The organism is Pseudomonas sp. DC1.2 (assembly GCF_034351645.1).
In the GTDB taxonomy this organism is placed as follows: Bacteria; Pseudomonadota; Gammaproteobacteria; order Pseudomonadales; family Pseudomonadaceae; genus Aquipseudomonas.
The window spans coordinates 2,435,580-2,456,213 of sequence record NZ_CP133782.1; the positions used below are offsets into that span (position 1 = coordinate 2,435,580).

The window sequence follows — 20,634 nt, forward strand, 5'->3', positions numbered from 1 at the left end:
GTCAGATCCCCAACTCCTGACGCTGGCGCTTCAAGTGCTCCGGCATCTCTTTGTAGACGTCTTCGAACATGGTGGCGGCGCTTGGGATCTGGCCACCGGCGAGTGTGCCGTACTGCTCGGCTTCTTTCTGCGCGGCGATCACTTCGGCTTCCAGTTCAGCGCTGACGGCGAGGTGTTCCTCTTCGGACCACTGACCGATTTTCAGTAAATGCTGTTTGAGACGCGCAATCGGGTCGCCCAACGGGAAGTGGCTCCAGTCGTCGGCAGGCCGGTATTTGGACGGATCATCGGAAGTCGAGTGCGGGCCGGCGCGGTAGGTAACCCACTCGATCATGGTCGGGCCGAGGTTGCGACGCGCGCGCTCGGCGGCCCAGGCAGAAGCGGCGTAGACCGCGACAAAATCATTACCATCGACCCGCAACGACGCGATGCCGCAACCAACGCCACGACCCGCGAAGGTGGTGGCTTCACCGCCGGCAATGGCCTGGAAGGTCGAGATTGCCCATTGATTGTTGACCACGTTGAGGATGACGGGCGCGCGGTAAACGTGGGCGAAGGTGAGGGCGGTGTGAAAGTCGGATTCAGCGGTGGCGCCGTCGCCGATCCAGGCCGAGGCAATTTTCGTGTCGCCCTTGATCGCCGATGCCATGCCCCAGCCCACGCCTTGTACAAACTGAGTGGCGAGGTTGCCGGAAATAGTGAAGAAGCCGTGATCGCGCACTGAGTACATGATCGGTAGCTGACGGCCCTTGAGCGGATCACGTTCGTTGGACAGCAGTTGGCAGATCAGGTCCACCAACGGTACTTCCCGAGCCATCAAGATGCTTTGTTGGCGGTAGGTCGGGAAACACATGTCGTCGATGTTCAACGCCAGGGCCTGGGCGCTGCCGATGGCTTCTTCGCCAAGGCTTTGCATGTAGAACGACATTTTTTTCTGACGCTGGGCAACCACCATGCGGTTGTCGAAAATCCGCGTCTTGAGCATGGCGCGCATGCCTTTGCGCAAGATATCCGAAGGAACACCTTCGGCCCACGCGCCGAGGGCATTGCCCTGGTCGTCGAGCACGCGAATCAAGCCTTTGGCCAGATCGGCGGTGTCGGCCGGCTCTACGTCGATGGGAGGTTTGCGCGCCAAGCCTGCGTCAGTCAGGTGCAGGTAGGAGAAGTCGGTTTTGCAGCCTGGTCGGCCCGAGGGTTCGGGAACGTGCAGGCGCAGCGGTTCGTAAACTTGGTTCATGGCTTCTACGCTCGATCTTGTGAATTTCTTGTAGTGAGCTGGCAATCATTCTTTGATAAAGAAATTTTGTCCTACAACAATCATAGGCCCGGCCAAGGAGAATATTTCTCTCTGTTTTGTTGCGCTGGCGGTCATTTGAGGATAAAAATTCTGCCTAAACAAAAATAACAGGTGGTTTTGTCTCATGCGCAAACTGGACCGTACTGACATTGGCATTCTTAACAGCCTTCAGGAAAACGCCCGTATTACCAACGCCGACCTCGCGCGTTCGGTAAACCTGTCGCCCACGCCGTGCTTCAACCGGGTTAAGGCGATGGAAGAGTTAGGCCTGATTCGTGAACAGGTGACGTTGCTGGACGCCGACTTATTGGGGCTGCACGTCAACGTGTTCATTCACGTCAGCCTGGAGAAGCAGGTGGAGGAGGCGCTGGCGCATTTCGAAGAGGCGATTTCGGATCGCCCCGAGGTGATGGAGTGCTATTTAATGGCCGGCGACCCGGATTATCTAATCCGGGTTCTGGTACCGACGATTCAATCGCTGGAGCGCTTCATGATGGACTTTCTGACCAAAGTGCCAGGCGTCGCTAACATTCGTTCCAGCTTTGCGTTAAAGCAGGTGCGCTATAAAACCGCGCTGCCGCTGCCCGCCAATGGGTTGACCCTGGCGTAAAGACAGCGAGAGCATTTGATTCTGGTCTTCAAAGTTGATTGAGCGGAATCTTCAAATACGTCACACCGTTGTCCTCATTTGGCGGCAGATTCCCGGCCCGCACATTTACCTGTATGGCTGGCAGCAGCAACGTCGGCATGCCCAGCCCGGCATCGCGTCGGGTGCGCATGTCAACGAACGCGGCTTCGTCGATGCCGTCATGCACGTGAATGTTACTTTTGCGCTGTTCGCCCACTGTGCTCTGGCACTGTGGCTCGCGACCTTCAGGCGGGTAATCGTGGCAAACGTAAAGCCGCACGCTGGCGGGGAAGGCCAGCAGTTTTTGAATCGAAGCAAACAATTGATTCGCGTTACCGCCCGGAAAATCACAGCGGGCGGTGCCGACGTCCGGCATGAACAGGGTATCGCCCACCAGAATCAAATTCCCGTCGATCAAATATGCCATGTCCGCCGGGGTGTGGCCGGGCACATGCAGTGCGGTGGCCTTGAGGTTACCGATGAGGAACGATTCGTTCGGCGCGAACAGATGGTCGAATTGCGAACCGTCGATGCAGAACTCCGGCTCAAGATTGAACAGGGTCTTGAACACGCCCTGGACCTTGCTGATCGACTGACCAATCGCAATCTTGCCGCCCAACTCCCGACGCAGATACGGCGCGGCTGACAGGTGATCAGCGTGGGCGTGAGTTTCCAGCAGCCACTGCACTTGCAGTGCATGTTCACGCACGAAAGCGATCACACGATCAGCCTGAACGGTAGCCGTTCTGCCGGCGGCAGGATCGTAGTCGAGCACCGAATCGACGATCGCGCAGGGTCCGCCATCCTGCTCGTAAATCACGTAGCTGTAGGTCGACGAGGCGGGGTCGAGGAAGGCTTCAATCAGCGCGGACATGGCATGAACCTTTGAAGATGGGCGAGAAGACGGTAACCGGTTGCAACACTTTACATTTAGACATAATGTTCGCAGCTTAAGTGACGTCGAAGGCATCCTGCAAATGCAATCCAGTCTGACCGAATGTGAAGTCGCCCAACTGCGTGCCTCTGCCTCCAAGGCTTGTGCGCTGCTCAAGGCGTTGGCCAATGAAGACCGTTTGCTGATTCTCTGCCAGTTGACTCAGGGCGAGCGCAACGTCGGCGAGCTGGAAAAAATGACGGGCGTGCGCCAGCCGACCTTGTCCCAACAGCTGGGAATTTTGCGTGACGAAGGGCTGGTCGCGACCCGCCGTGAAGGCAAATATATTTTCTACGGCCTGGCCAGCCATGAAGTGATTCAGGTAATGAAGACGCTGTCCGGCCTGTATTGCGGAGCAGTGCTCAAGAGCTGGGGCTAACACCCGGCGTCAAATGCGTGCAGCAGTAAAGGGAACAACCTATGAACGATCAACACTGGGGTCCAACCATCAGTGCCGACATCGTGGTGATAGGCGGTGGGACAGCAGGTATTGGTGTTGTCGCCAGCCTGCTCAAACGCGATCCGACCTTGAACATCACCGTCATCGAACCCAATACCCAACACGCCTATCAGCCTGCCTGGACGTTGGTCGGTGGCGGCGCCTACGCCGTCGAAGACAGCGTGCGTCCAATGGCGTCGGTCATGCCGCGCCAGGCAACCTGGGTTCAGGCAGCGGTCAGTCAAATCGATGCGGATCAACGGCAGTTGACCCTCGATGACGGTCGCGGTGTCCGCTATCAGAGCCTCATCGTCTGCCCCGGCCTGCGTCTGGCCTGGGAGAAAATAGCAGGCCTGCAAGAGGCTCTCGGTCAACACGGTGTGACGTCCAATTACAGCTACCAGCACGCCAGTTACACCTGGGAGCTGGTCAAAGGCTTGCGCGCCGGCAAGGCGATCTTCACGCAGCCGCCGATCCCGATCAAATGTGCCGGGGCGCCGCAAAAGGCGCTGTACCTGTCCTGCGATCATTGGCTCAGGCAAGGTGTCCTGAACAAGATCGATGTTGAGTTCAACCTGGCTGGCGCCGCGTTGTTCGGCGTCGCGACCTTTGTTGCACCCTTGATGAAGTACATCCAGAAATACAACGCTCGACTGGCGTTCAACGCCAATCTGGTGAAGGTTGACGGACCGACCAAGACCGCCTGGTTTGAGCTGAAAGACGCCGCCGGAGCGATCACTGTTCAACAGAAAACCTTCGATATGCTGCACGTGGTGCCGCCTCAGGTTTCCCCTGACTTCATCCAGCAGAGCGCCTTGGCCGACGCCGCCGGTTGGTGCGAAGTGAACATGCACAGCCTGCAACATGTGCGTTATCCCGACGTTTTTGGGCTGGGCGATGTCTGCTCCACCAGTAACGCGAAAACCGCCGCGGCGGTGCGTAAGCAAATTGTGGTGGTCGCCGAGAATTTGCTCGCCCTGCGCAAGCAACAGCCGCTGCCACTGAAGTACGACGGCTACGGTTCCTGCCCGCTGACGGTGGAGAAGGGCAAAGTGATCCTTGCCGAGTTTGGGTACGCCGGTAAGTTGCTGCCGACCTTTCCCCTCGACCCGACTGTGCCGCGCCGCACGGCGTGGTGGCTCAAAGCGACGTTGCTGCCGTGGTTCTATTGGAACGGCATGCTCAAGGGCCGCGAGTGGCTGACCCGTCTGTCCAAGGTCGATTGAGAGAACCTTATGCTACTGGCGAGTTTTTTTGGCGTGCTCATGGGGTTGGTGCTGGGGTTGACTGGGGCCGGGGGCGGGATTCTGGCGGTCCCGGCTTTGGTGCTGGGGCTTGGTTGGTCCATGACCCAAGCCGCACCGGTCGCGCTGTTCGCGGTGGGCAGTGCGGCAGCGGTTGGTGCCATCGACGGTTTGCGCCATGGCCTGGTGCGCTATCGGGCTGCGTTGCTGATTGCATTGCTGGGAGCGGTTTTTTCACCGCTGGGCATTTATATCGCCCATCAGTTGCCAGAAAAATTCTTGATGATTCTGTTCAGCCTGCTGATGGTCATGGTGGCCTGGCGCATGGTGCGCAGTGAGCGGCCTGAGTCTGGACCGAGTGATCATGGGCATGCCAACTGGGGTCAGAAGAACTGCATGCTCGACCAACAGACCGGGCGCTTTTCCTGGACCGCCAAATGCACCGCGACCTTGGCTGCACTGGGTGCTGTGACCGGTGTTGTCTCGGGTTTGTTGGGCGTGGGCGGTGGTTTTTTGATTGTGCCAGCGTTCAAGCAACTGACCGATGTGCAGATGCGTGGGATTGTAGCCACGTCATTGATGGTGATCAGTTTGATCTCTGCCATCGGAGTGGTGGGAGCGTTTCACGCGGGCGTCAGGGTCGACAGTTCAGGTATCGCGTTTATCGTCGCGAGCATCGTTGGCATGGTCATGGGACGCAGGCTCTGCGTGCGGGTTCCGGCCCGTGTACTGCAAATAGGCTTCGCCAGTGTTTGCCTGATTGTCGCGGTGTACATGCTGGTTCGGGCCTGACGGCTACAGCGGGCGGCATTGCAGGCTGAAACTCAATTGGGTGGATTGGCCTTTCTCCAACAGGCGCAACCCTGGCCGCCCCGGCAAGTGATGGGCATTGACCGGGTGGCTGACCGGTTCGATGCAGAAAAAATCCAGGCCGACGGGGCAGTACAGCAGGTAGTAGTCGCTGCCGCTGGCCTGGCATTCCAGCTCATAACCGAGGTCGGGCTGCTGGATGAGGCAGTGGCCGCTCCATTCGCTAAAACCGTTATCGACCAGTGCCTTGGGCAAGCCTTTGGATTGCCGAAAATTCCAGTCGGCGGGCAACTCGCTGAGCGCGGTCGGCAGTTTTGACGCGTTGCAGAGCCAGACCTGCCTGGCCTGTGCCTGTAGTTGAGTGCCGGCGGTTCTGGGAAAGTAAGGGTGCAAACCGAGACCATGCCACGCGGCGCTTTCAGCCAAGTGGGTGTTCTCTAACTCGATACTCAGCTTGCCTTCACTCAAGTGAAAACGTTGTCGGGCGCGATAGGCGAAGGGAGTCGTGCTGTCGAGTTGCAGGACGATTTCATCGCGCGTCTGGACGATCACCTGCCAAGGTTGCTGCCAGGCACTGCCGTGAATGGGCAACGGATCCGTGAGGCTGTTGGGCATCAGGGGCAGCCAGCCGTCGGGACAGTCGAAGCCACCGTCGGCGATTCGGTTGGACCACGGCACCAAGGGGTAGCAGGCAAGTTTTCCCGGCAGGCCGGTGTTCAGCGCAGGGCTATCGCTATGGCGCAGCAGCGGCTGGCCCGTGCTGCGCAACGTCCAGTTGACGATGCTCGCGCCGAGTTCAGGGGCGAGCGTCAGGTGGGTCAGTTCGTCTTCGAGTTCCAGCAGTGTCAGGGGCATGATCAATATTTGGCTCAATGATGGACGTTGTGGGTGGGTGAGACAGACCTGCCCGTGCTGCTCTTAAAGCAAGTCCTTGAACAGCGGCTCCGGCAAGCCTTTCACCCCGGGATTGAGGGCGAACACCCCTCCGGCCAGGGACTGTTCGTCATCGTCGTCGCCGGGGCGAATTGAGGTCACGAACAGGGTGTCCAATCGACTGCCACCGAAGGCGCACATGCTCGGTTTTTTTACCGGGACCGCGACCGAGCGGTCCAGCCGACCGTCCGGGGTGAAGCGGTGAATGAGCCCGGCGTCATTGGCGCAGATCCAGTAACAGCCGTCGGCATCGACGGCGGCGCCGTCCGGGCGGCCGAGCACGTGATTCATGTCAACGAACAGCCGGCGGTTGGACGGCGTACCGCTGTCGATGTCGTAATCGAAGGCCCAGATGCGCTGGACTAACGGATGCGAATCCGACAGGTACATCGTCCTTCCGTCCGGGCTGAAGGCCAGGCCGTTAGGCGTTATCAGCCCACTGAGCATGGCGTCGAGGGGGCCGCTTTGCCCTGCGCTGTAGCGGTAAAGTGCGCCCTTGGCGGCATTGGCGCCCATGTCTAGCACCATGCTGCCGGCCCAGAAGCGCCCTTGACGGTCGCAACGACCATCATTCAAACGCATGTCGGGACGTGCGTGAGCGATGTGGGCCAGCGGTTCGCAGTCAAGGCTGCCGTCGTTGTGGGGATGCAGAGCAAAGAACCCGCTTTCCATCCCGGCGACCCAGCCACCGCCGCTGCGACGGGTAATGCAGGCGAGCATTTGCGGGGCTTTCCACGCCTGAACATGACCGCTGTCGGCACTCCAGCGTTGCAGCCCTCCGGCAGGAATATCGACCCAGTACAGGGCGCGCTCCTCGCTGACCCAGACCGGGCTTTCACCGACCGCATTGCGGGCATCGACTATCAGTTCGGCGTGCATGACCACTTATTCCGTTGGATTTTTGCGGTGGAGGTTGGCGTTGATTCAGTCGCCGAACGGACCCGCCTCACAAAACGCCCCACCCTGGTAGACCCGTGTCGGATCATCGGCTGCTGGCAGAGGCAGTGCGTCGATGTTTTTGCGGAATACCTCTGAGTTGTCCTGTGGTGCATAACCCAGGACGGTTGCGAGACGGTTATCCCACCAGACGTTGTTGTTATCGGACATGCCGTAGACCACGGTGTGGCCGACGTTCGGCGTGTACAACGCGCATTCGAGCAAGTGAGTCAGGTCGCCAAAGCTCAGCCAGGTGCTCATCATGCGGCGGTTTTGCGGCTGTGCGAACGATGAGCCGATGCGCACGCTGACGGTCTCGATGCCGTAGCGGTCAAAGTAAAACGTCGCCATGTCTTCGCCGTATGACTTGGACAAGCCGTAGTAGCTGTCCGGGCGGCGAGGGGAGTGCGCGTCGATCACTTCGCCCTGCTTGTAGAAACCGATGACATGGTTGGAACTGGCGAAAATCACCCGTTTCACGCCATGCCGGCGAGCCGCTTCGTAAATATGGAATACGCCACAGATGTTGGCGCCGAGTATTTCTTCAAACGAGCGCTCTACCGAGACTCCGCCGAAGTGCAGGATCGCGTCCACACCTTCGACGAGTTGATGCACGGCGTGCTTGTCGGCCAGATCACACTTGACGACTTCTTCACGATCATCGAGAGCCGGTGCAATCTCGGCGATGTCCGACAAGCGAATTACGTTGGCGTAGGGGCGCAAGCGTTCGCGCAGGACGTTGCCAAGGCCACCGGCGGCACCGGTCAGGAGCAGTCGATTGAACGGGGCACGGGCGGTAGGAGTGGTGGTCATGGAAGTCCCTGGACACGCAGTTATTGTTGTTGAATTCGTTATAGGTTGTCGTATGACTTGATCAAAGTATCGTTAGGCTTTCCGGCCCTTGTCAACGCGTCATCCGTTGCAATTAAAGGAGGCGCAATATTCGCGTGCAAACCCTGTGGCGAGGACGTTTACGAGCCCGCCACAGGTTGACTCAGGCCTGAAAAACCTTACAGCAGCGACAGCGGGTAGCTGACGAAGATGCGGTTTTCATCAAATTCGTTGGTGCTGAAATCCTTGCGGATGCTCGCGTTGCGCCATTTGACGTTGAGATTTTTTAGCGCACCGCTCTGCACGGTGTAGGCCAGCTCCGATTCGCGGCCCCATTCCTTGCCGTCGGTGATCGCGCCGGTGTGTACGTTATCGCCGCTGATGTAGCGGTTCATCATGGTCAGGCCGGGAACGCCAAGGGCTGCGAAATTGTAGTCGTGGCGCAACTGCCAGGAACGTTCCTGGGCGTTGTCGTAGCTGGAGTTGTAGCTGTCGTTGGCCAGCGTGCCACCGCTGGTGCCGTTGACGCGCATCCAGACGCTGTCGCCGGTGAGTTTTTGCAGGCCGACATAGACGGTACTGCCGCCGTACTTTGCGGACAGCAGGGCGAAGGTGGTTTTGTTATCCAGTTGGCCGGCCAACGCACTGCCGTCTTCCTTGCCTTTAAAGAAGCCGAGGTTCGCGCCCAGCGTCCAGTCGCCGAGCGGCTGGCTATGGCTCAGGTTGAAAAACTCTTGCTGATAAATGTCGCTGAGTTGCGAATACCAGACGCCGACCAGTGTGCGTTTTTCGTTGAAGGTGTATTCACCGCCGCCGAAGTTGAAGCGGTCTGAGGTGAACGCAGCTTTGCCGTTCAGGGACATGTCGCCCATGCTTGAGTCGTTGCGCGGGCTGTTGGCCTGGAACTGGCCGCCGTAGACGGTCAGGCCGTCGAGTTCTTTCGAGGTGAGCTGGCCGCCGCGGAAGGTTTGTGGCAGCGAGCGGCCGTCATCGGAGCGTAGAATCGGCAACACCGGCATCCATTCGCCCACTTTCAATTCGGTTTTCGAGACCTTGGTTTTCAGCGCCACACCCAAGCGCCCGAAATTGTCCGCAGGACGGCCGTCGTGGTCCAGCGGGAGCAATTGAGTACCACCGGTGCCTTTACCGCCATCGAGTTTTTGCGAGTACAAACCCAGCACATCGATGCCGAAACCGACGGTGCCTTGGGTGAACCCGGACTTGGCGTCGAGGATGAAGCTTTGCGTCCACTCTTCAGCCCTGCTCTGAGGATAGGCGGAGTTGGTGAAGCTACGATCGAAGTAGGCGTTGCGCAGGTTGAGCGTGGCGGTGGCGTCATCGACGAAGCCTGCGGCGTGAGTGGTCATGGGCAAGGCGAGGGCCAGGCTGCCGCAACCAATAAGGCTCAAGGTGTGTCGGTGGCGTGCAAAAGTCGGACGTGGGTTGCTGGCGGAGGAATGGCGGACGAGTGTGCTCACAGTGACGCTCCCTTGATTCTTGTTTTTATTATTGTCATACGTCGTCGTACAACATTGCGGCGATTATTTGCGAGACTCTGCGGGGTTGTCAATCATAAGTTGTACGATGACATTGGCCGGTCTGAGCGAGCGGGGTAGGCGCGAGCAGGCTCGATCGTTATCGCCAAACCTCGGTTAGCCCTGCAGTCGCAGCCAGAGACATCGCCAATGCCACGGCAATTGGTGTTTCGTGGATGGTTTGCGGCAAGATGGCGACCTCTTTAGCACGAGGTTCTTGAATGGATCACTACGCGCCGCGCACTTGGCAGCCTCACGAAAAGCCCAGTTTGCCCGGCTCCCCCTCGACGCCATTGCACACCACCCCGAAGCGGCTGGCTTACGCGCTGGTAGGTTTGCTGGTGGCGTTGACCGGTGGCCTCGGCAATGCATTGGTGATCGCCAACCTGCCTTACTTGCAGGGGGCTTTGGGGGCCACGACTGCCGAGATGGCGTGGCTGCCAGCGGCTTACGTTATGACCAACGTGTCGATGAACCTGCTGCTGGTGAAGTTTCGTCAGCAATTCGGTTTACGGGCATTTACCGAAGTGTTCCTGGTGCTCTACGCCTTGGTGACCTTTGGCCACTTGTTCGTTAACGACCTGAGCTCGGCCATTGCAGTGCGGGCGGCCCACGGCATGGTCGGCGCGGCGCTCAGCTCGCTCGGTCTGTATTACATGGTCCAGGCCTTTGCGGCGAAGTGGCGGATGAAGGCGCTGGTGCTAGGGCTCGGCACCTCGCAGTTGGCCTTGCCTTTGGCGCGTTTGTTTTCCGAGGACCTGATGCAGATCGCCGAATGGCGTGGGCTTTATCTGTTTGAGTTGGGCATGGCGCTGTTGACACTGGGCTGTGTTTTTTTACTCAAACTGCCACCGGGCGATCGTTTCAAAACCTTCGAAAAACTCGATTTCCTGACTTTTGCCATTCTCGCCAGTGGCGTTGCGTTGCTCTGCGCGGTGCTGTCGCTGGGCCGGATCGACTGGTGGCTGGAGGCACCCTGGATTGGTGTGGCGTCAGCGGCATCCATCGTGCTGATTCTTGCCGGCCTTGCGATCGAACATAACCGCAGCAACCCGATGCTGATGACCCGCTGGCTCGGCAGCGGTGTGATGATTCGCCTGGGATTGGCGGTGATCCTGATTCGCATGGTGCTGTCGGAGCAATCCACCGGAGCAGTAGGGTTCATGCAGGCGCTGAACATGAGCAGCCAGCAATTGCACAGTCTCTACGTGGTGATGTTGCTCGGCAGCATCGCGGGCCTGGCCACCAGTGCTCTGACCATTAACCCCAAGCACCTGTTCATGCCGCTGATTGTGTCCCTGGCGCTGATGGCGGTCGGTTCGGTGATGGACAGTTATTCAAACAATCTGACCCGCCCGCAAAACATGTATTTCAGCCAGTTCCTGTTGGCTTTCGGCGGTACGTTTTTCCTTGGCCCGACCATGGTGCTGGGGACGCGTAACGTATTGACCAATCCGCGCAATCTGGTGAGCTTTTCGGTGCTATTCGGCATCTGTCAGAACCTCGGCGGTTTGATTGGCGCGGCACTCTTGGGCACGTTCCAGATCGTTCGCGAAAAATTCCATTCAAATAACATCGTCGAACACCTGACCTTGCTCGATCCACGGGTGGCCGCGCGTGTGCAGAGCGGTGGCAACGCGGTGAGCTCAATGATCGCCGACCCGAGCCTGCGTAATATTCAAGGGATTCGCACTTTGGCCGCTGCCGCCACGCGCGAGGCCAATGTGCTCGCTTACAACGACGTGTTCATGCTGATTGCGGTGATCGCCGTACTGACCATGATCTGGATTTCTATTCGTGCCCTGTGGCTGATGAGCACCACCAAAGCCGTCAGCCCCGCGCCTGCCACTCTTTCCGTACAACAAAGCGGTGCCACTTCTTCATGACTGAGCCAACTACGACGACCACCAACGCCATCGCTGCGACCCCTGAAGGGGTGGCGCCACCGTCTTCACCGTCCACCGAACCACGCTCGCTGCGGGTGCGCGTCATTTCGTCCCTGGGTTTCGCATCGATTGCGATTGTAGGTGTGTTGATCGTGTTGTACGCCTGGCAATTGCCACCGTTCAGCAGTGCGGTCGAGACCACTGAAAACGCTTTGGTGCGCGGCCAGGTGACCATCATCGGACCGCAGCTCAGTGGTTACGTGTACGAAGTGCCAGTGCAGGATTTTCAGTTTGTGAAAGCGGGTGATTTGCTGGTCCGCCTCGATGACCGGATTTATAAGCAGCACCTCGATCAAGCCTTGGCGCAACTGGCGGTGCAGAAAGCCGCGCTGGCGAACGTGGTGCAGCAACGCAAGAGTGCCGAAGCGACTATCAAGTTGCGTCAGGCGGCCGTTGCTGACAGCCAGGCTCAGGCGCGCAAAAGCGAGGCTGACCTGCGGCGCAACAAAGCGTTGATCAATGACGGCTCGGTGTCCAAGCGTGAACTGGACGTGGCCTTGGCGGCCGACGCACAGACCCTCGCTGCCGTGGCGCAAGCCCAGGCTAGCCTGGAAATATCTCGGCAGGATTTACAAACAGTGATCGTCAATCGCGGCTCTTTAGAGGCCGCAGTGGCCAGTGCCGAAGCGGCGGTGCAATTGGCGCAGATCGACTTGTCCAACACTCGAGTTCTGGCCCCGCGTGACGGTCAGCTCGGGCAGATCGGTGTGCGCCTTGGCGCCTTCGTGAACTCTGGCGCGCAGCTGATGGCGTTGGTGCCGCAACAGCTGTGGGTGATTGCGAACATGAAGGAAACCCAGATGGACGACGTGAAAGTCGGACAGCCGGCGAACTTCACCGTCGATGCCCTTAACCATCGCCAATTCAAGGGACGGGTGCAGCGGATCTCCCCGGCAACCGGCTCTGAGTTCAGCCTATTGCAGGCCGACAACGCGACTGGCAACTTCGTCAAGATCGCTCAGCGAGTGCCGGTGCGGATCACGGTGGATGAGGATCAGGAGCAGACCGATCGGTTGCGCCCAGGGATGTCAGTGGTGGTAAGTATCGATACGGCGGCAGAGGGCGATAGCGACAGAGCCGAGTCGGCCCGCCACTGACAGAGTCGCTCGCAGCCCTGATGTTGAGTCCGAATTAAACAAGCTCTACGCCATCTTCGCCGTAGAGCTTACATTAAGTTTGTTAGCCAACTACTTGATAACACGGTACATAGGCGGCGCCGCCCGGCAGTTTCATCCGATGCTGAGCGACGAACGCTTTGAGCAGTTGGTCCAAGGGCTGCATCACCGCCGCATCACCACGAATCTGGTAGGGCCCGTGTTCTTCAATCAAGCGAATGCCTTTGTCTTTGACGTTGCCCGCAACAATGCCGGAGAACGCTCGGCGCAGGTTCGCGGCCAGCTCATGGGGCGGCAGCTCGCGACTCAGTTTCAGGTTGGACATGTTTTCGTGAGTCGGGTCGAACGGGCGCTGGAAGCCCTCGTCGATCTTGAGCAACCAGTTGAAATGGAACGCGTCGTTGCGCTCACGACGGAACTGTTTGACCGCCTTTAGACCTTGGGTCATCTGCCGCGCCACTTCTGCCGGGTCGTCGATGATGATTTCGTAATGCTGCTTGGCGGCGTCACCGAGGGTCGCGCCGACAAAGGCGTCCAACTGCTCAAGATACGGTGCCGCGTGCTTTGGCCCGGTAAGGATGACCGGGAAGGGTAGGCCTTGGTTATCCGGGTGCATCAGGATGCCAAGCAGGTACAGAAACTCTTCGGCTGTGCCGGCTCCGCCTGGAAAGATGATGATGCCGTGGCCGACGCGGACAAACGCTTCGAGACGTTTCTCAATGTCCGGCAGGATCACCAGTTCGTTGACGATCGGATTCGGTGCCTCTGCGGCAATGATGCCCGGCTCGGTCAGGCCGAGATAACGACCGCCATCGATACGCTGTTTGGCGTGGGCGATGGTCGCGCCCTTCATCGGGCCTTTCATCACGCCGGGACCGCAGCCGGTGCAGATGTCCAGGCTGCGCAGGCCCAGTTCGTGGCCGACTTTCTTGGTGTATTTGTATTCTTCGGTGTTGATCGAATGGCCGCCCCAGCACACTACGATCTTCGGCTCAACGCCGGGACGCAGGGTCCGGGCATTGCGCAGCAGGTGAAAGACGTAGTCGCTGATGCCTTGGGACGTGCTGAGATCGATGCGCTGGCTGTCGAGTTCGTTTTCCGTGTAGACGATGTCGCGCAGGGCGCTGAAGAGCATCTCGCGGGTGCTGGCAATCATCTCGCCGTCGACGAAAGCGTCGGCCGGGGCGTTCAGCAGTTCGAGGCGCACACCACGGTCTTGCTGGTGAATGCGTATTTCGAAGTCTTTATAGGCTTCAAGGATGGTTTTGGCGTTATCGACATGGGCGCCAGTGTTGAGAATGGCCAGGGCGCACTGGCGGAAAAGAGTGTAGGTGCTGCCGGAACCGGCTTCGCTCAGTTGTTGAACTTCACGTTGAGAGAGGGTCTCCAGGCTACCTTTAGGGCTGACAGAGGCGTTGATTACTTGTCGTTGGGTCATTCAGTGATCCTTAAAACGATGTCATTCCCGCAGGATGGGAGAATGGCATCCGAATAGTGTGTATCCATGAAAGAAGATGGCACGATCTGCGGTGTATCGCCATGATCCCCGTTTGACGATGAAAAGATGAAAAGGAGCCTCAGCATAGCTAAATCCTGCGCAGAGGCGATAATGCCCCGCAGTCTTTTTGCCACTGAGCCTTTTCCCATTGAAATAAGGACGCCCGCCACGATGTTCGAAATCCAGCCGATGAATGCCGAAACCTATCGACGCCAGACCCGGCGCAGCACGGTGATCATTGCCCTGACTTTCCTGGCCTTGGCGATGGTCTTGTCCACCGCCGCAGTGGCGTTGTTCGGTGAGCCCGGTGGCGACAATTTGCGGTACAACGTCGGTGGGGTGTTTGTGGCGGTGTTGCTGATGGTCGCATTGATGCGTGGCACGTTCTGGAACCAGGCATGGATGGCGCCAGCGGTCTACGGATGGCAGCTCAAACGCAGCCTGATGAGCATCACCAATGTCATGCACCAAGTGACGGCGGCAGTTGAGGCGGGCGATCCGGCGGCGATGAAGGTGCTGCGCTTCTATCACCTTGGGTTGACCCAGATGCATCAACTTGATGGCAATTCCAGCGACCACGGCCAGCTCAACCGTGAGATAGAGCAGCATCAGGCACGGATGCAAACGCTCGGCATCGAAACCGAGCAAACGCACTTGAACCCGGCTTGGCTCGAAGCGGTAAAGCAGGCGTCGCGCTAATCAACCTTGGGGTGTGAAAAACGCTCCGGACGTTGATCAGATTTAGTCCAGCAGGAGCGATCAGGAAGCATCGCTTTTTCATCATGATTCAGGGAGTGCCATGGGGCATCCGTCCGTCAAGGGTCAAATCGAAAACCGCCGCTCGACCCCGGTGTTGTCGGCCGAGCAGGTCGAGGCGAAGCTTAAAGTTCGTTATGCGGTTTTTCTGTTGATTGCCGTGTGCCTTTCCATGACCGCCCTTGCGATTTGGGAAGGCTGGAACTCGCGTGAGTATCACTTGCGAGACCAGGAAGTGGCGCTGTCGAACCTCTCGCAGACCTTGGCGTCCCAAGCCCAAGCGTCGATAAAGCAGGTCGATGTATTGCTTTTAACGCTGGTCGATCGGCTCGAAAACGACGGGGTGAGTCAGGCACAAGGGTCCAGGCTGGAGCGCTTGCTCAGCGCCCAGCGTAGTGAACTGAGTCAGCTTCACGGCTTGTTTGTCTATGACGAAAATGGGCGTTGGGTCACCAATTCAAACGGCGCGGTGATGCCAAATGCCAACAATTCGGACCGTGAATACTTCATATTTCATCGCGATCATCCTGACCGCGGTCCGCATATTGGTCCGTCGATCAAGAGCCGTTCGACCGGTGAGTGGATCATGACCGTGTCGAGACGAATCAACTATCCAGATGGACGATTCGCCGGCGTGGCGCTGGCAACCCTTTATCTCAACCACTTCCTGGGCTTGTACGACCGTATCGATATTGGCAATAACGGCGCCATCAGTCTGATCGCCGACAATGCCACCATCATCGTTCGCCGACCGTTCAACGAAGCCGATATCGGCAGCAACGTTGCCCACGGCGACTTGTTTAGCCAATTGCTGACCAGGTCCAGTTCAGGCACCGGCGCCGTCAAGTCGATGATTGATGGCGTGCAGCGGCTAGGAGGGTATCGTCGGGTCGAGGGCTATCCGTTGGTGGTTTTCGCCGCGGTCAATAAGGATGAAGCCCTGGCCGGCTGGCGCCAGGAAGCCATGCTCAGTACGGTGATCGTGACCCTGTTACTGGGCTTTCTTGGCGCGCTGGGTTATCGCCTTATCCGCCTCATGCAGCAGCAGAACCGGATTCAGAGTGAGTTGCTCAAGGCGCAGGAGACGCTCATCGAAGTCAATCGCAGCCTGGAGCTGTTGGCCCTGGAAGACGCGCTCACTGGGTTGTCCAACCGTCGTCAGTTCGACCTGTGCATGGTCACCGAGATACGTCGCGCCAAGCGTAATCAAACCAGCTTTGCGTTGCTGATGATCGATGTCGATCACTTCAAGCTCTTCAATGATCTGTACGGGCACTTGGCCGGCGATGAGTGTTTGCGCCACATCAGCACGCTCATTCTGGACAACATCAATCGTCCCGGAGACTTGGCGGCTCGCTATGGTGGCGAAGAGTTTGCCGTGGTGTTACCTGGGACTGACTACGTGGGGGCCTTTATCGTGGCGGAAAAAATCCGCCACGCGGTGCAGTCGGCGGCAATCAAACACAGCGACAGTATCGAAGGTAGGGTGACGGTCAGCCTCGGTATTTGCGCCTATAACTGCGCCTCTGACGATCAACCTAACGATCTGATCGGGGCGGCCGACAAGGCGTTGTACGTGGCCAAGGCCAGTGGCCGGAACATGAGCGTGATTGCTGACTGATCTTCAAAAATGCTGCGCGGGGCAGATCACGCGGCCTGGCGCAACTTCCATAACCGTCGGTAGACGAGCAGGTTGATCGCCAGCACTACGCTGCCCAGCCCAAACTGAATAGTCGGCGTCAGCCCGGCCGGGTAGATGATCGGCCACACGTAATGTTCAATAAAACCACCACCGTAGCCGGCGTTTCCGGCGGCCTGGCGCATCAGGTTTTCCCAGTACGTTAGTGGGCAGGTCAGGTGGAAGACTTCCACGATGATGCCCCAGGCTGCCGCGGGCAGATGCCACCAAAACAGGGAAGGCCACCGGAGTACCAGCAGCCCGCCGAACAGCACGAACACAATGAACATCAGGTGAAACAACACCAGCCCGTCGGCGGCGATGGGGTAAAGCATTTTGACTCCATGACACTTCAATTGAATCACGCACTGTTACTCGGGCCGGTGGCTGCGTCGCTGCGCTGAATAACCGCTCCACTGCGGAGCATTACTCTCAATCGCGAAGATCCGCGAACTCGGCGCGCATCCTGCCGTTGTGTTTGGCCTGATAGAGCAATTTATCCACCTGTTCGACGAACTCCAGCGCCGTGCTGTCCTGCGTAACGGCAATGGTCCCGACGCCTAGGCTCAGGCTCACCAGTGCCGACACCGAAGAAGAGGGATGAGGAATTTGTTGTTGGCAAATGAGGTGCAAGCATTTGCGGGCGACCAGCCGAGCAGACTCTGCATCGCTTTCGGGGAGTAGCCAGATGAACTCTTCACCGCCAATCCGGGCTATGAAGTCTCGTGGTCGGTTGGCCGCCAGGGATAACGTCTGGGCGACGCGCCGAAGGCATTCGTCGCCCTTGATGTGGCCGTAGTGATCGTTGTACTGCTTGAAATAATCGATATCGAGTATCAGCAGCGACAACGGTAACCCGGTACGTTGGGCGTTGGCCCATTCGCGTTCCAGAACGGTGTCGAACATGCGCCGATTGGCAATGCCGGTCAGACCGTCCTGAAATGAATATTCTTCGAGTTGCTTTTGCAGACGCGTGAGGTGCTCTTCGGTTTTTTTGCGCTCGCTGATGTCGAACATGAATCCCACCAGCGCTTCCACCTCGCCATCCTTGCGCACGACGTGAACCACATCGCGAATCCACACGTAATCGCCATTGCGGGTCAGCGCGCGATAGTCGGCTTCATGGTCCACGCCAGCCCTTGATTGCGAGACACAGAACTCAACTACGTAAGCGCGGTCATCCGGGTGCATGCGCTCGACCCAGTCGTCGACCGAGGCCCAACTGTCCTGCTCCCAGCCCAGCAGTTGTTCGATCTGCGGACCGATGTAGCTAAACGTCATGGTTTTCCAGTCGATCCGCCAGGGAATTGCTCGGGTCGACTCAAGCAGGGTTTTATAGACATCACTGTCAGTATCGACGGAACTCATCGCAGGGCGTACCTCAGGGAGGAAGTGCAGGGCCATCATGTTGATACTATCGCGGCGAAGCAAGCGGCTAGCCGATGAAAGGCGATGTTGTGTGAATGGGTTGGCAGTGCATACGCGTGTTTAAGCCATGGCTGCCGGCGAGGGCCAAGCGGTGCCGGGGTGTGCAAACTGTTCTACGCTGGGTAGGGAGAACAGCATCGTTCAGGAGCAGAGGTGAACATGACAACCGAGCAAAAGCATCCGGCGCCGGATGAAAACGTAGATGAGCCGACTGAAGAAGACATCCTGCGTGAAAATCCGCCACCGCCGACCTGGAAGCACCCCGACGACGGTACGACCTTGTCTGAGCGTGACGAAGAGCGTCCGCTTCAGCCTTGACGGGTTGAAACCGCAACGGTGAAGGCTGATGTTTTTTCAGTTCCTTTGCCGATCATCCTGCGGACGTCGATTCAGACGTCTTCCAAGGCCGGAAAATCGGGATGGGACGCGCGGTAGCCCAAGGTTTTATCGATCCAGGCATTCAGTTCGTTGACCATGACCGGCGGTCTGCCTGGATAGTCTTCCAAGGCTGCCTGCAGAACGGCGCTAATGTCGGCGGTTGATCGCAAGTTTCGAGTGTTGATGTATTGGTGGATAAAACAGTCAAGTTGGTAGTGTTCTGTCGTCGAAACATAAACACACGCCAAGCCACTGACTTGATTAGTTAAAAAGTCGTCGCGCAACTTAGTTCTCTGCAATGCGTGGAAACGTTGTAGGGATTTCGTTGTTTGCTGACTTCCTGGTCAACTAAACAAAGCTCAGGGAAATGCGGCGCGCATCCTAACTTTAGTGTTACTAAATGTATGTATGACGGTTCAAATGTCAGACCAGCGGTTGAGGGGGCAACGTAAGTGGGTGTTCCACGTGTATCTGAATTGAAACACTGGGTGTAACGTTTTGGGCGCTCTCTTTTATGTAAGCGCTGCGGTTAGAGGCAGTTATTGGACTGTGCATGAACTTCTTAGAGGCTTCATGAAGTCTTTAAACCTCGTCAAAAACAACCCCCCGGACCGCGGTTGACCGCTCGGCTGAAAGGTTGGTGTGGTCGCGTCAGATGACATGCGCCCGCTGTAACTCGGTCAACGACAACGCCTTCAGGCGCGCCATTAACGGGTCGCGTCGATCACGCGGGTGAGCAAGCGTAACCGCCAGTTCTTGACGAATGCTGCTGGGGCGGTTGCCCATCACTAACACTCGATCACTGAGGTAGAGCGCCTCATCGACATCATGGGTCACCAACAGCAAGGCAATGGCGTGGCGCGTGGCCAGTTGCAGCAGCAAGTCCTGTAATTTCATGCGGGTGAAGGCATCGACTGCGCTGAACGGTTCGTCCAGTAACAGGACCTGCGGACGCGAGTACAAGCCGCGAGCAATCGCTACCCGTTGTGCCATGCCGCCCGACAGGGCTTTGGGCAACGCGTTGGCAAAACCGTCAAGGCCGACTTCATTGATCAGTTGCCTGACCCAGACCTTGTCGTAGTGGTTGTCGGCACTGAAACCGATGTTTTGCTCAACCGTCAGCCATGGCATCAGGCGCGGTTCCTGAAACACAAACGCTACTTCACCGGCGTTGTTGCGCAGTTCACCCTGAAAGTCCTTTTCCAGCCCTGCGATGATCCGCAGCAGCGTACTTTTACCGCAACCGCTGGGGCCGAGCAGGCTGACGGTTTCCCGAGGCTGTAATTGCAGGTGAATACGCTTAAGGACGGTAGTGGTGGCGAAGGTTTTGCGTTCGATTCGAATGTCCAGTAGAGGGGCCGTCATGGCTTAATCCTTTGCGCTCTGGCCGTTGAAGGTGTCACGCCAGGCCAGGAAGCGTTTTTCCAGCCCGGCAAGAAGGCCGTCGCTGAGTTTGCCCAGCACCGCCAGCACGATGATCGCTGCGAGCACGATGTCCGGGCGTGAAGTTTCACGTCCATCACTGAGCAGATAACCCAAGCCTTTGGTTGCAGCGATCAGTTCCGCCGCTACCAGAAACATCCAGGCCAGGCTCATTCCGCTGCGCAATCCGGTAAACAGGCCGGGCAGGGCGGCGGGCAGCAAAATCCGGCGTACCAGCCGCGCACGACTGAAACCATACATTTGCCCGACTTCCACCAGTTTGCGGTCGATGTCGCGTATCGCCGCGACACCGTTGAGATGCACTGGAAAAAATGCACCGATGGCAATCAGTACGATTTTCGAAGTCTCGTCGATGCCCAGCCATAGCAACAGAAGCGGCACCCAGGCCAGGCTGGGAATAGAGCGCAGGCCGGCGAACGTCGGTTCCAGGTACGCTTCGGCTTCCCGGCTCAAGCCGACCCACGTTGCAAACGCCAGCGCGAGACTGGCACCGATGGCGAACCCCAGCATCACCCGTAACACACTGGCGCTGATGTGCTTCCACAGCGCGCCTTCGGCCAGGTCGCCGAGGGTCAGCGCGACGTCGCTGGGCGCCGGCATTTGGTAAGACGGCAGCCAGCCAATACGCACGACGAATTCCAGCACCACGATAATCAGCACGGGCAAGGCGAGGCCTTTGAGGCGCAGTGTCCAGACGTTGCTTAGCGGCGCTGTCTTGCGGCCGGCAGTCGTTAGCGCCAGGCTGAGGTCTTTGCTTTCACTGTTCATAGGGGGCTCCGGTCATAAGGGCTCCGGTGACGATGAG

General features: G+C 58.2%; 21 protein-coding genes. 9 read left to right on the plus strand and 12 right to left on the minus strand.

The genetic code is table 11. The features are described from left to right. Position 1 precedes the first annotated feature (1 nt). On the minus strand, positions 2-1,237 hold the full coding sequence (locus tag RHM68_RS11130) for a 3-methyl-2-oxobutanoate dehydrogenase (2-methylpropanoyl-transferring) subunit alpha (RefSeq protein WP_322222894.1): 1,236 nt from the start codon (positions 1,235-1,237) through the stop codon (positions 2-4). A 184-nt stretch (positions 1,238-1,421) separates the two neighbouring features. On the opposite strand from RHM68_RS11130, the gene bkdR reads away from it, so the two are divergent. After that, entirely contained in the window at positions 1,422-1,907 is a 486-nt protein-coding gene (gene bkdR / locus RHM68_RS11135; RefSeq protein ID WP_123408806.1) for a Bkd operon transcriptional regulator BkdR, read from the plus strand. Positions 1,908-1,935: 28 nt separating this feature from the next. Here bkdR and RHM68_RS11140 read toward each other — a convergent pair whose 3' ends face one another. Beyond that, positions 1,936-2,799, minus strand: coding sequence for an MBL fold metallo-hydrolase (locus RHM68_RS11140; protein WP_322222896.1), 864 nt, complete (start codon positions 2,797-2,799; stop codon positions 1,936-1,938). Between the two features lie 103 nt (positions 2,800-2,902). On the opposite strand from RHM68_RS11140, the gene RHM68_RS11145 reads away from it, so the two are divergent. From RHM68_RS11145 to RHM68_RS11155, 3 genes are read left to right on the plus strand one after another with little or no spacing between them, the layout of a single operon-like run. Beyond that, positions 2,903-3,238: an ArsR/SmtB family transcription factor gene (locus tag RHM68_RS11145; RefSeq protein ID WP_026331709.1), complete on the plus strand. Its 336-nt coding sequence runs from the start codon at positions 2,903-2,905 to the stop codon at positions 3,236-3,238. A 41-nt stretch (positions 3,239-3,279) separates the two neighbouring features. Further along, a complete protein-coding gene (locus RHM68_RS11150) occupies positions 3,280-4,524 on the plus strand; it encodes an FAD/NAD(P)-binding oxidoreductase (RefSeq protein WP_322222898.1) in 1,245 nt (414 codons plus the stop codon). A 9-nt stretch (positions 4,525-4,533) separates the two neighbouring features. Then, positions 4,534-5,334: a sulfite exporter TauE/SafE family protein gene (locus RHM68_RS11155; RefSeq protein WP_322222900.1), complete on the plus strand. Its 801-nt coding sequence runs from the start codon at positions 4,534-4,536 to the stop codon at positions 5,332-5,334. A 3-nt stretch (positions 5,335-5,337) separates the two neighbouring features. Here the strand turns inward: RHM68_RS11155 and RHM68_RS11160 are convergent, their stop codons facing one another. From RHM68_RS11160 to RHM68_RS11175, 4 genes are all read right to left on the minus strand, one after another. Further along, positions 5,338-6,207, minus strand: a complete 870-nt coding sequence (locus RHM68_RS11160) for an aldose 1-epimerase (protein WP_322223763.1) — start codon at positions 6,205-6,207, stop codon at positions 5,338-5,340. A 63-nt stretch (positions 6,208-6,270) separates the two neighbouring features. Further along, entirely contained in the window at positions 6,271-7,164 is an 894-nt protein-coding gene (locus RHM68_RS11165) for an SMP-30/gluconolactonase/LRE family protein (protein WP_322222902.1), read from the minus strand. A 45-nt stretch (positions 7,165-7,209) separates the two neighbouring features. Then, positions 7,210-8,034, minus strand: coding sequence for an NAD(P)-dependent oxidoreductase (locus RHM68_RS11170; protein ID WP_322222904.1), 825 nt, complete (start codon positions 8,032-8,034; stop codon positions 7,210-7,212). A 197-nt stretch (positions 8,035-8,231) separates the two neighbouring features. Then, a complete protein-coding gene (locus tag RHM68_RS11175; RefSeq protein ID WP_322222906.1) occupies positions 8,232-9,530 on the minus strand; it encodes an OprD family porin in 1,299 nt (432 codons plus the stop codon). A 278-nt stretch (positions 9,531-9,808) separates the two neighbouring features. On the opposite strand from RHM68_RS11175, the gene RHM68_RS11180 reads away from it, so the two are divergent. Beyond that, positions 9,809-11,473 carry an MFS transporter gene (locus RHM68_RS11180; protein ID WP_322222908.1) on the plus strand — a complete coding sequence of 555 codons (1,665 nt, stop codon included), beginning with the start codon at positions 9,809-9,811 and terminating at the stop codon, positions 11,471-11,473. Next, positions 11,470-12,630, plus strand: coding sequence for an HlyD family secretion protein (locus RHM68_RS11185; RefSeq protein ID WP_322222911.1), 1,161 nt, complete (start codon positions 11,470-11,472; stop codon positions 12,628-12,630). The genes RHM68_RS11180 and RHM68_RS11185 overlap by 4 nt, the downstream gene beginning before the upstream one ends. 82 nt (positions 12,631-12,712) lie before the next feature. On the opposite strand, the gene ppnN is transcribed toward RHM68_RS11185, so the two are convergent. Beyond that, positions 12,713-14,086: a nucleotide 5'-monophosphate nucleosidase PpnN gene (gene ppnN, locus RHM68_RS11190; RefSeq protein ID WP_322222913.1), complete on the minus strand. Its 1,374-nt coding sequence runs from the start codon at positions 14,084-14,086 to the stop codon at positions 12,713-12,715. Between the two features lie 231 nt (positions 14,087-14,317). Between ppnN and RHM68_RS11195 the strand changes: the two genes are divergently transcribed. Next, complete coding sequence (locus RHM68_RS11195; RefSeq protein WP_322222915.1) at positions 14,318-14,845, plus strand: DUF3087 domain-containing protein; 528 nt, start codon at positions 14,318-14,320, stop codon at positions 14,843-14,845. 100 nt (positions 14,846-14,945) lie between these two features. Next, positions 14,946-16,523, plus strand: coding sequence for a sensor domain-containing diguanylate cyclase (locus RHM68_RS11200; protein ID WP_322222917.1), 1,578 nt, complete (start codon positions 14,946-14,948; stop codon positions 16,521-16,523). A gap of 26 nt (positions 16,524-16,549) precedes the next feature. Here the strand turns inward: RHM68_RS11200 and RHM68_RS11205 are convergent, their stop codons facing one another. After that, a complete protein-coding gene (locus tag RHM68_RS11205; RefSeq protein WP_322222919.1) occupies positions 16,550-16,915 on the minus strand; it encodes a DUF2784 domain-containing protein in 366 nt (121 codons plus the stop codon). Between the two features lie 97 nt (positions 16,916-17,012). Further along, a complete protein-coding gene (locus tag RHM68_RS11210; protein ID WP_322222921.1) occupies positions 17,013-17,948 on the minus strand; it encodes a sensor domain-containing diguanylate cyclase in 936 nt (311 codons plus the stop codon). A 219-nt stretch (positions 17,949-18,167) separates the two neighbouring features. Here RHM68_RS11210 and RHM68_RS11215 point away from each other — a divergent pair, with 219 nt between their 5' ends. Then, positions 18,168-18,326 carry a hypothetical protein gene (locus tag RHM68_RS11215; RefSeq protein WP_322222923.1) on the plus strand — a complete coding sequence of 53 codons (159 nt, stop codon included), beginning with the start codon at positions 18,168-18,170 and terminating at the stop codon, positions 18,324-18,326. A 71-nt stretch (positions 18,327-18,397) separates the two neighbouring features. Here RHM68_RS11215 and RHM68_RS11220 read toward each other — a convergent pair whose 3' ends face one another. The 3 genes from RHM68_RS11220 to RHM68_RS11230 form a co-directional block, all read right to left on the minus strand. Further along, positions 18,398-18,670 carry a hypothetical protein gene (locus tag RHM68_RS11220; RefSeq protein WP_322222925.1) on the minus strand — a complete coding sequence of 91 codons (273 nt, stop codon included), beginning with the start codon at positions 18,668-18,670 and terminating at the stop codon, positions 18,398-18,400. 367 nt (positions 18,671-19,037) lie between these two features. Then, positions 19,038-19,751, minus strand: a complete 714-nt coding sequence (locus tag RHM68_RS11225) for an ABC transporter ATP-binding protein (RefSeq protein WP_322222927.1) — start codon at positions 19,749-19,751, stop codon at positions 19,038-19,040. Between the two features lie 3 nt (positions 19,752-19,754). Continuing rightward, a complete protein-coding gene (locus RHM68_RS11230) occupies positions 19,755-20,597 on the minus strand; it encodes an ABC transporter permease (RefSeq protein WP_322222929.1) in 843 nt (280 codons plus the stop codon). Positions 20,598-20,634: the final 37 nt, after the last annotated feature.

Bases quoted from the DNA above. Each gene is read 5' to 3' on its own strand.
- RHM68_RS11130 (WP_322222894.1), bottom strand. From the start codon at position 1,237: ATGAACCAAGTTTACGAACCGCTGCGCCTGCACGTTCCCGAACCCTCG.
- bkdR (WP_123408806.1), top strand. From the start codon at position 1,422: ATGCGCAAACTGGACCGTACTGACATTGGCATTCTTAACAGCCTTCAG.
- RHM68_RS11140 (WP_322222896.1), bottom strand. From the start codon at position 2,799: ATGTCCGCGCTGATTGAAGCCTTCCTCGACCCCGCCTCGTCGACCTAC.
- RHM68_RS11145 (WP_026331709.1), top strand. From the start codon at position 2,903: ATGCAATCCAGTCTGACCGAATGTGAAGTCGCCCAACTGCGTGCCTCT.
- RHM68_RS11150 (WP_322222898.1), top strand. From the start codon at position 3,280: ATGAACGATCAACACTGGGGTCCAACCATCAGTGCCGACATCGTGGTG.
- RHM68_RS11155 (WP_322222900.1), top strand. From the start codon at position 4,534: ATGCTACTGGCGAGTTTTTTTGGCGTGCTCATGGGGTTGGTGCTGGGG.
- RHM68_RS11160 (WP_322223763.1), bottom strand. From the start codon at position 6,207: ATGCCCCTGACACTGCTGGAACTCGAAGACGAACTGACCCACCTGACG.
- RHM68_RS11165 (WP_322222902.1), bottom strand. From the start codon at position 7,164: ATGCACGCCGAACTGATAGTCGATGCCCGCAATGCGGTCGGTGAAAGC.
- RHM68_RS11170 (WP_322222904.1), bottom strand. From the start codon at position 8,034: ATGACCACCACTCCTACCGCCCGTGCCCCGTTCAATCGACTGCTCCTG.
- RHM68_RS11180 (WP_322222908.1), top strand. From the start codon at position 9,809: ATGGATCACTACGCGCCGCGCACTTGGCAGCCTCACGAAAAGCCCAGT.
- RHM68_RS11185 (WP_322222911.1), top strand. From the start codon at position 11,470: ATGACTGAGCCAACTACGACGACCACCAACGCCATCGCTGCGACCCCT.
- ppnN (WP_322222913.1), bottom strand. From the start codon at position 14,086: ATGACCCAACGACAAGTAATCAACGCCTCTGTCAGCCCTAAAGGTAGC.
- RHM68_RS11195 (WP_322222915.1), top strand. From the start codon at position 14,318: ATGTTCGAAATCCAGCCGATGAATGCCGAAACCTATCGACGCCAGACC.
- RHM68_RS11200 (WP_322222917.1), top strand. From the start codon at position 14,946: ATGGGGCATCCGTCCGTCAAGGGTCAAATCGAAAACCGCCGCTCGACC.
- RHM68_RS11205 (WP_322222919.1), bottom strand. From the start codon at position 16,915: ATGCTTTACCCCATCGCCGCCGACGGGCTGGTGTTGTTTCACCTGATG.
- RHM68_RS11210 (WP_322222921.1), bottom strand. From the start codon at position 17,948: ATGAGTTCCGTCGATACTGACAGTGATGTCTATAAAACCCTGCTTGAG.
- RHM68_RS11215 (WP_322222923.1), top strand. From the start codon at position 18,168: ATGACAACCGAGCAAAAGCATCCGGCGCCGGATGAAAACGTAGATGAG.
- RHM68_RS11225 (WP_322222927.1), bottom strand. From the start codon at position 19,751: ATGACGGCCCCTCTACTGGACATTCGAATCGAACGCAAAACCTTCGCC.
- RHM68_RS11230 (WP_322222929.1), bottom strand. From the start codon at position 20,597: ATGAACAGTGAAAGCAAAGACCTCAGCCTGGCGCTAACGACTGCCGGC.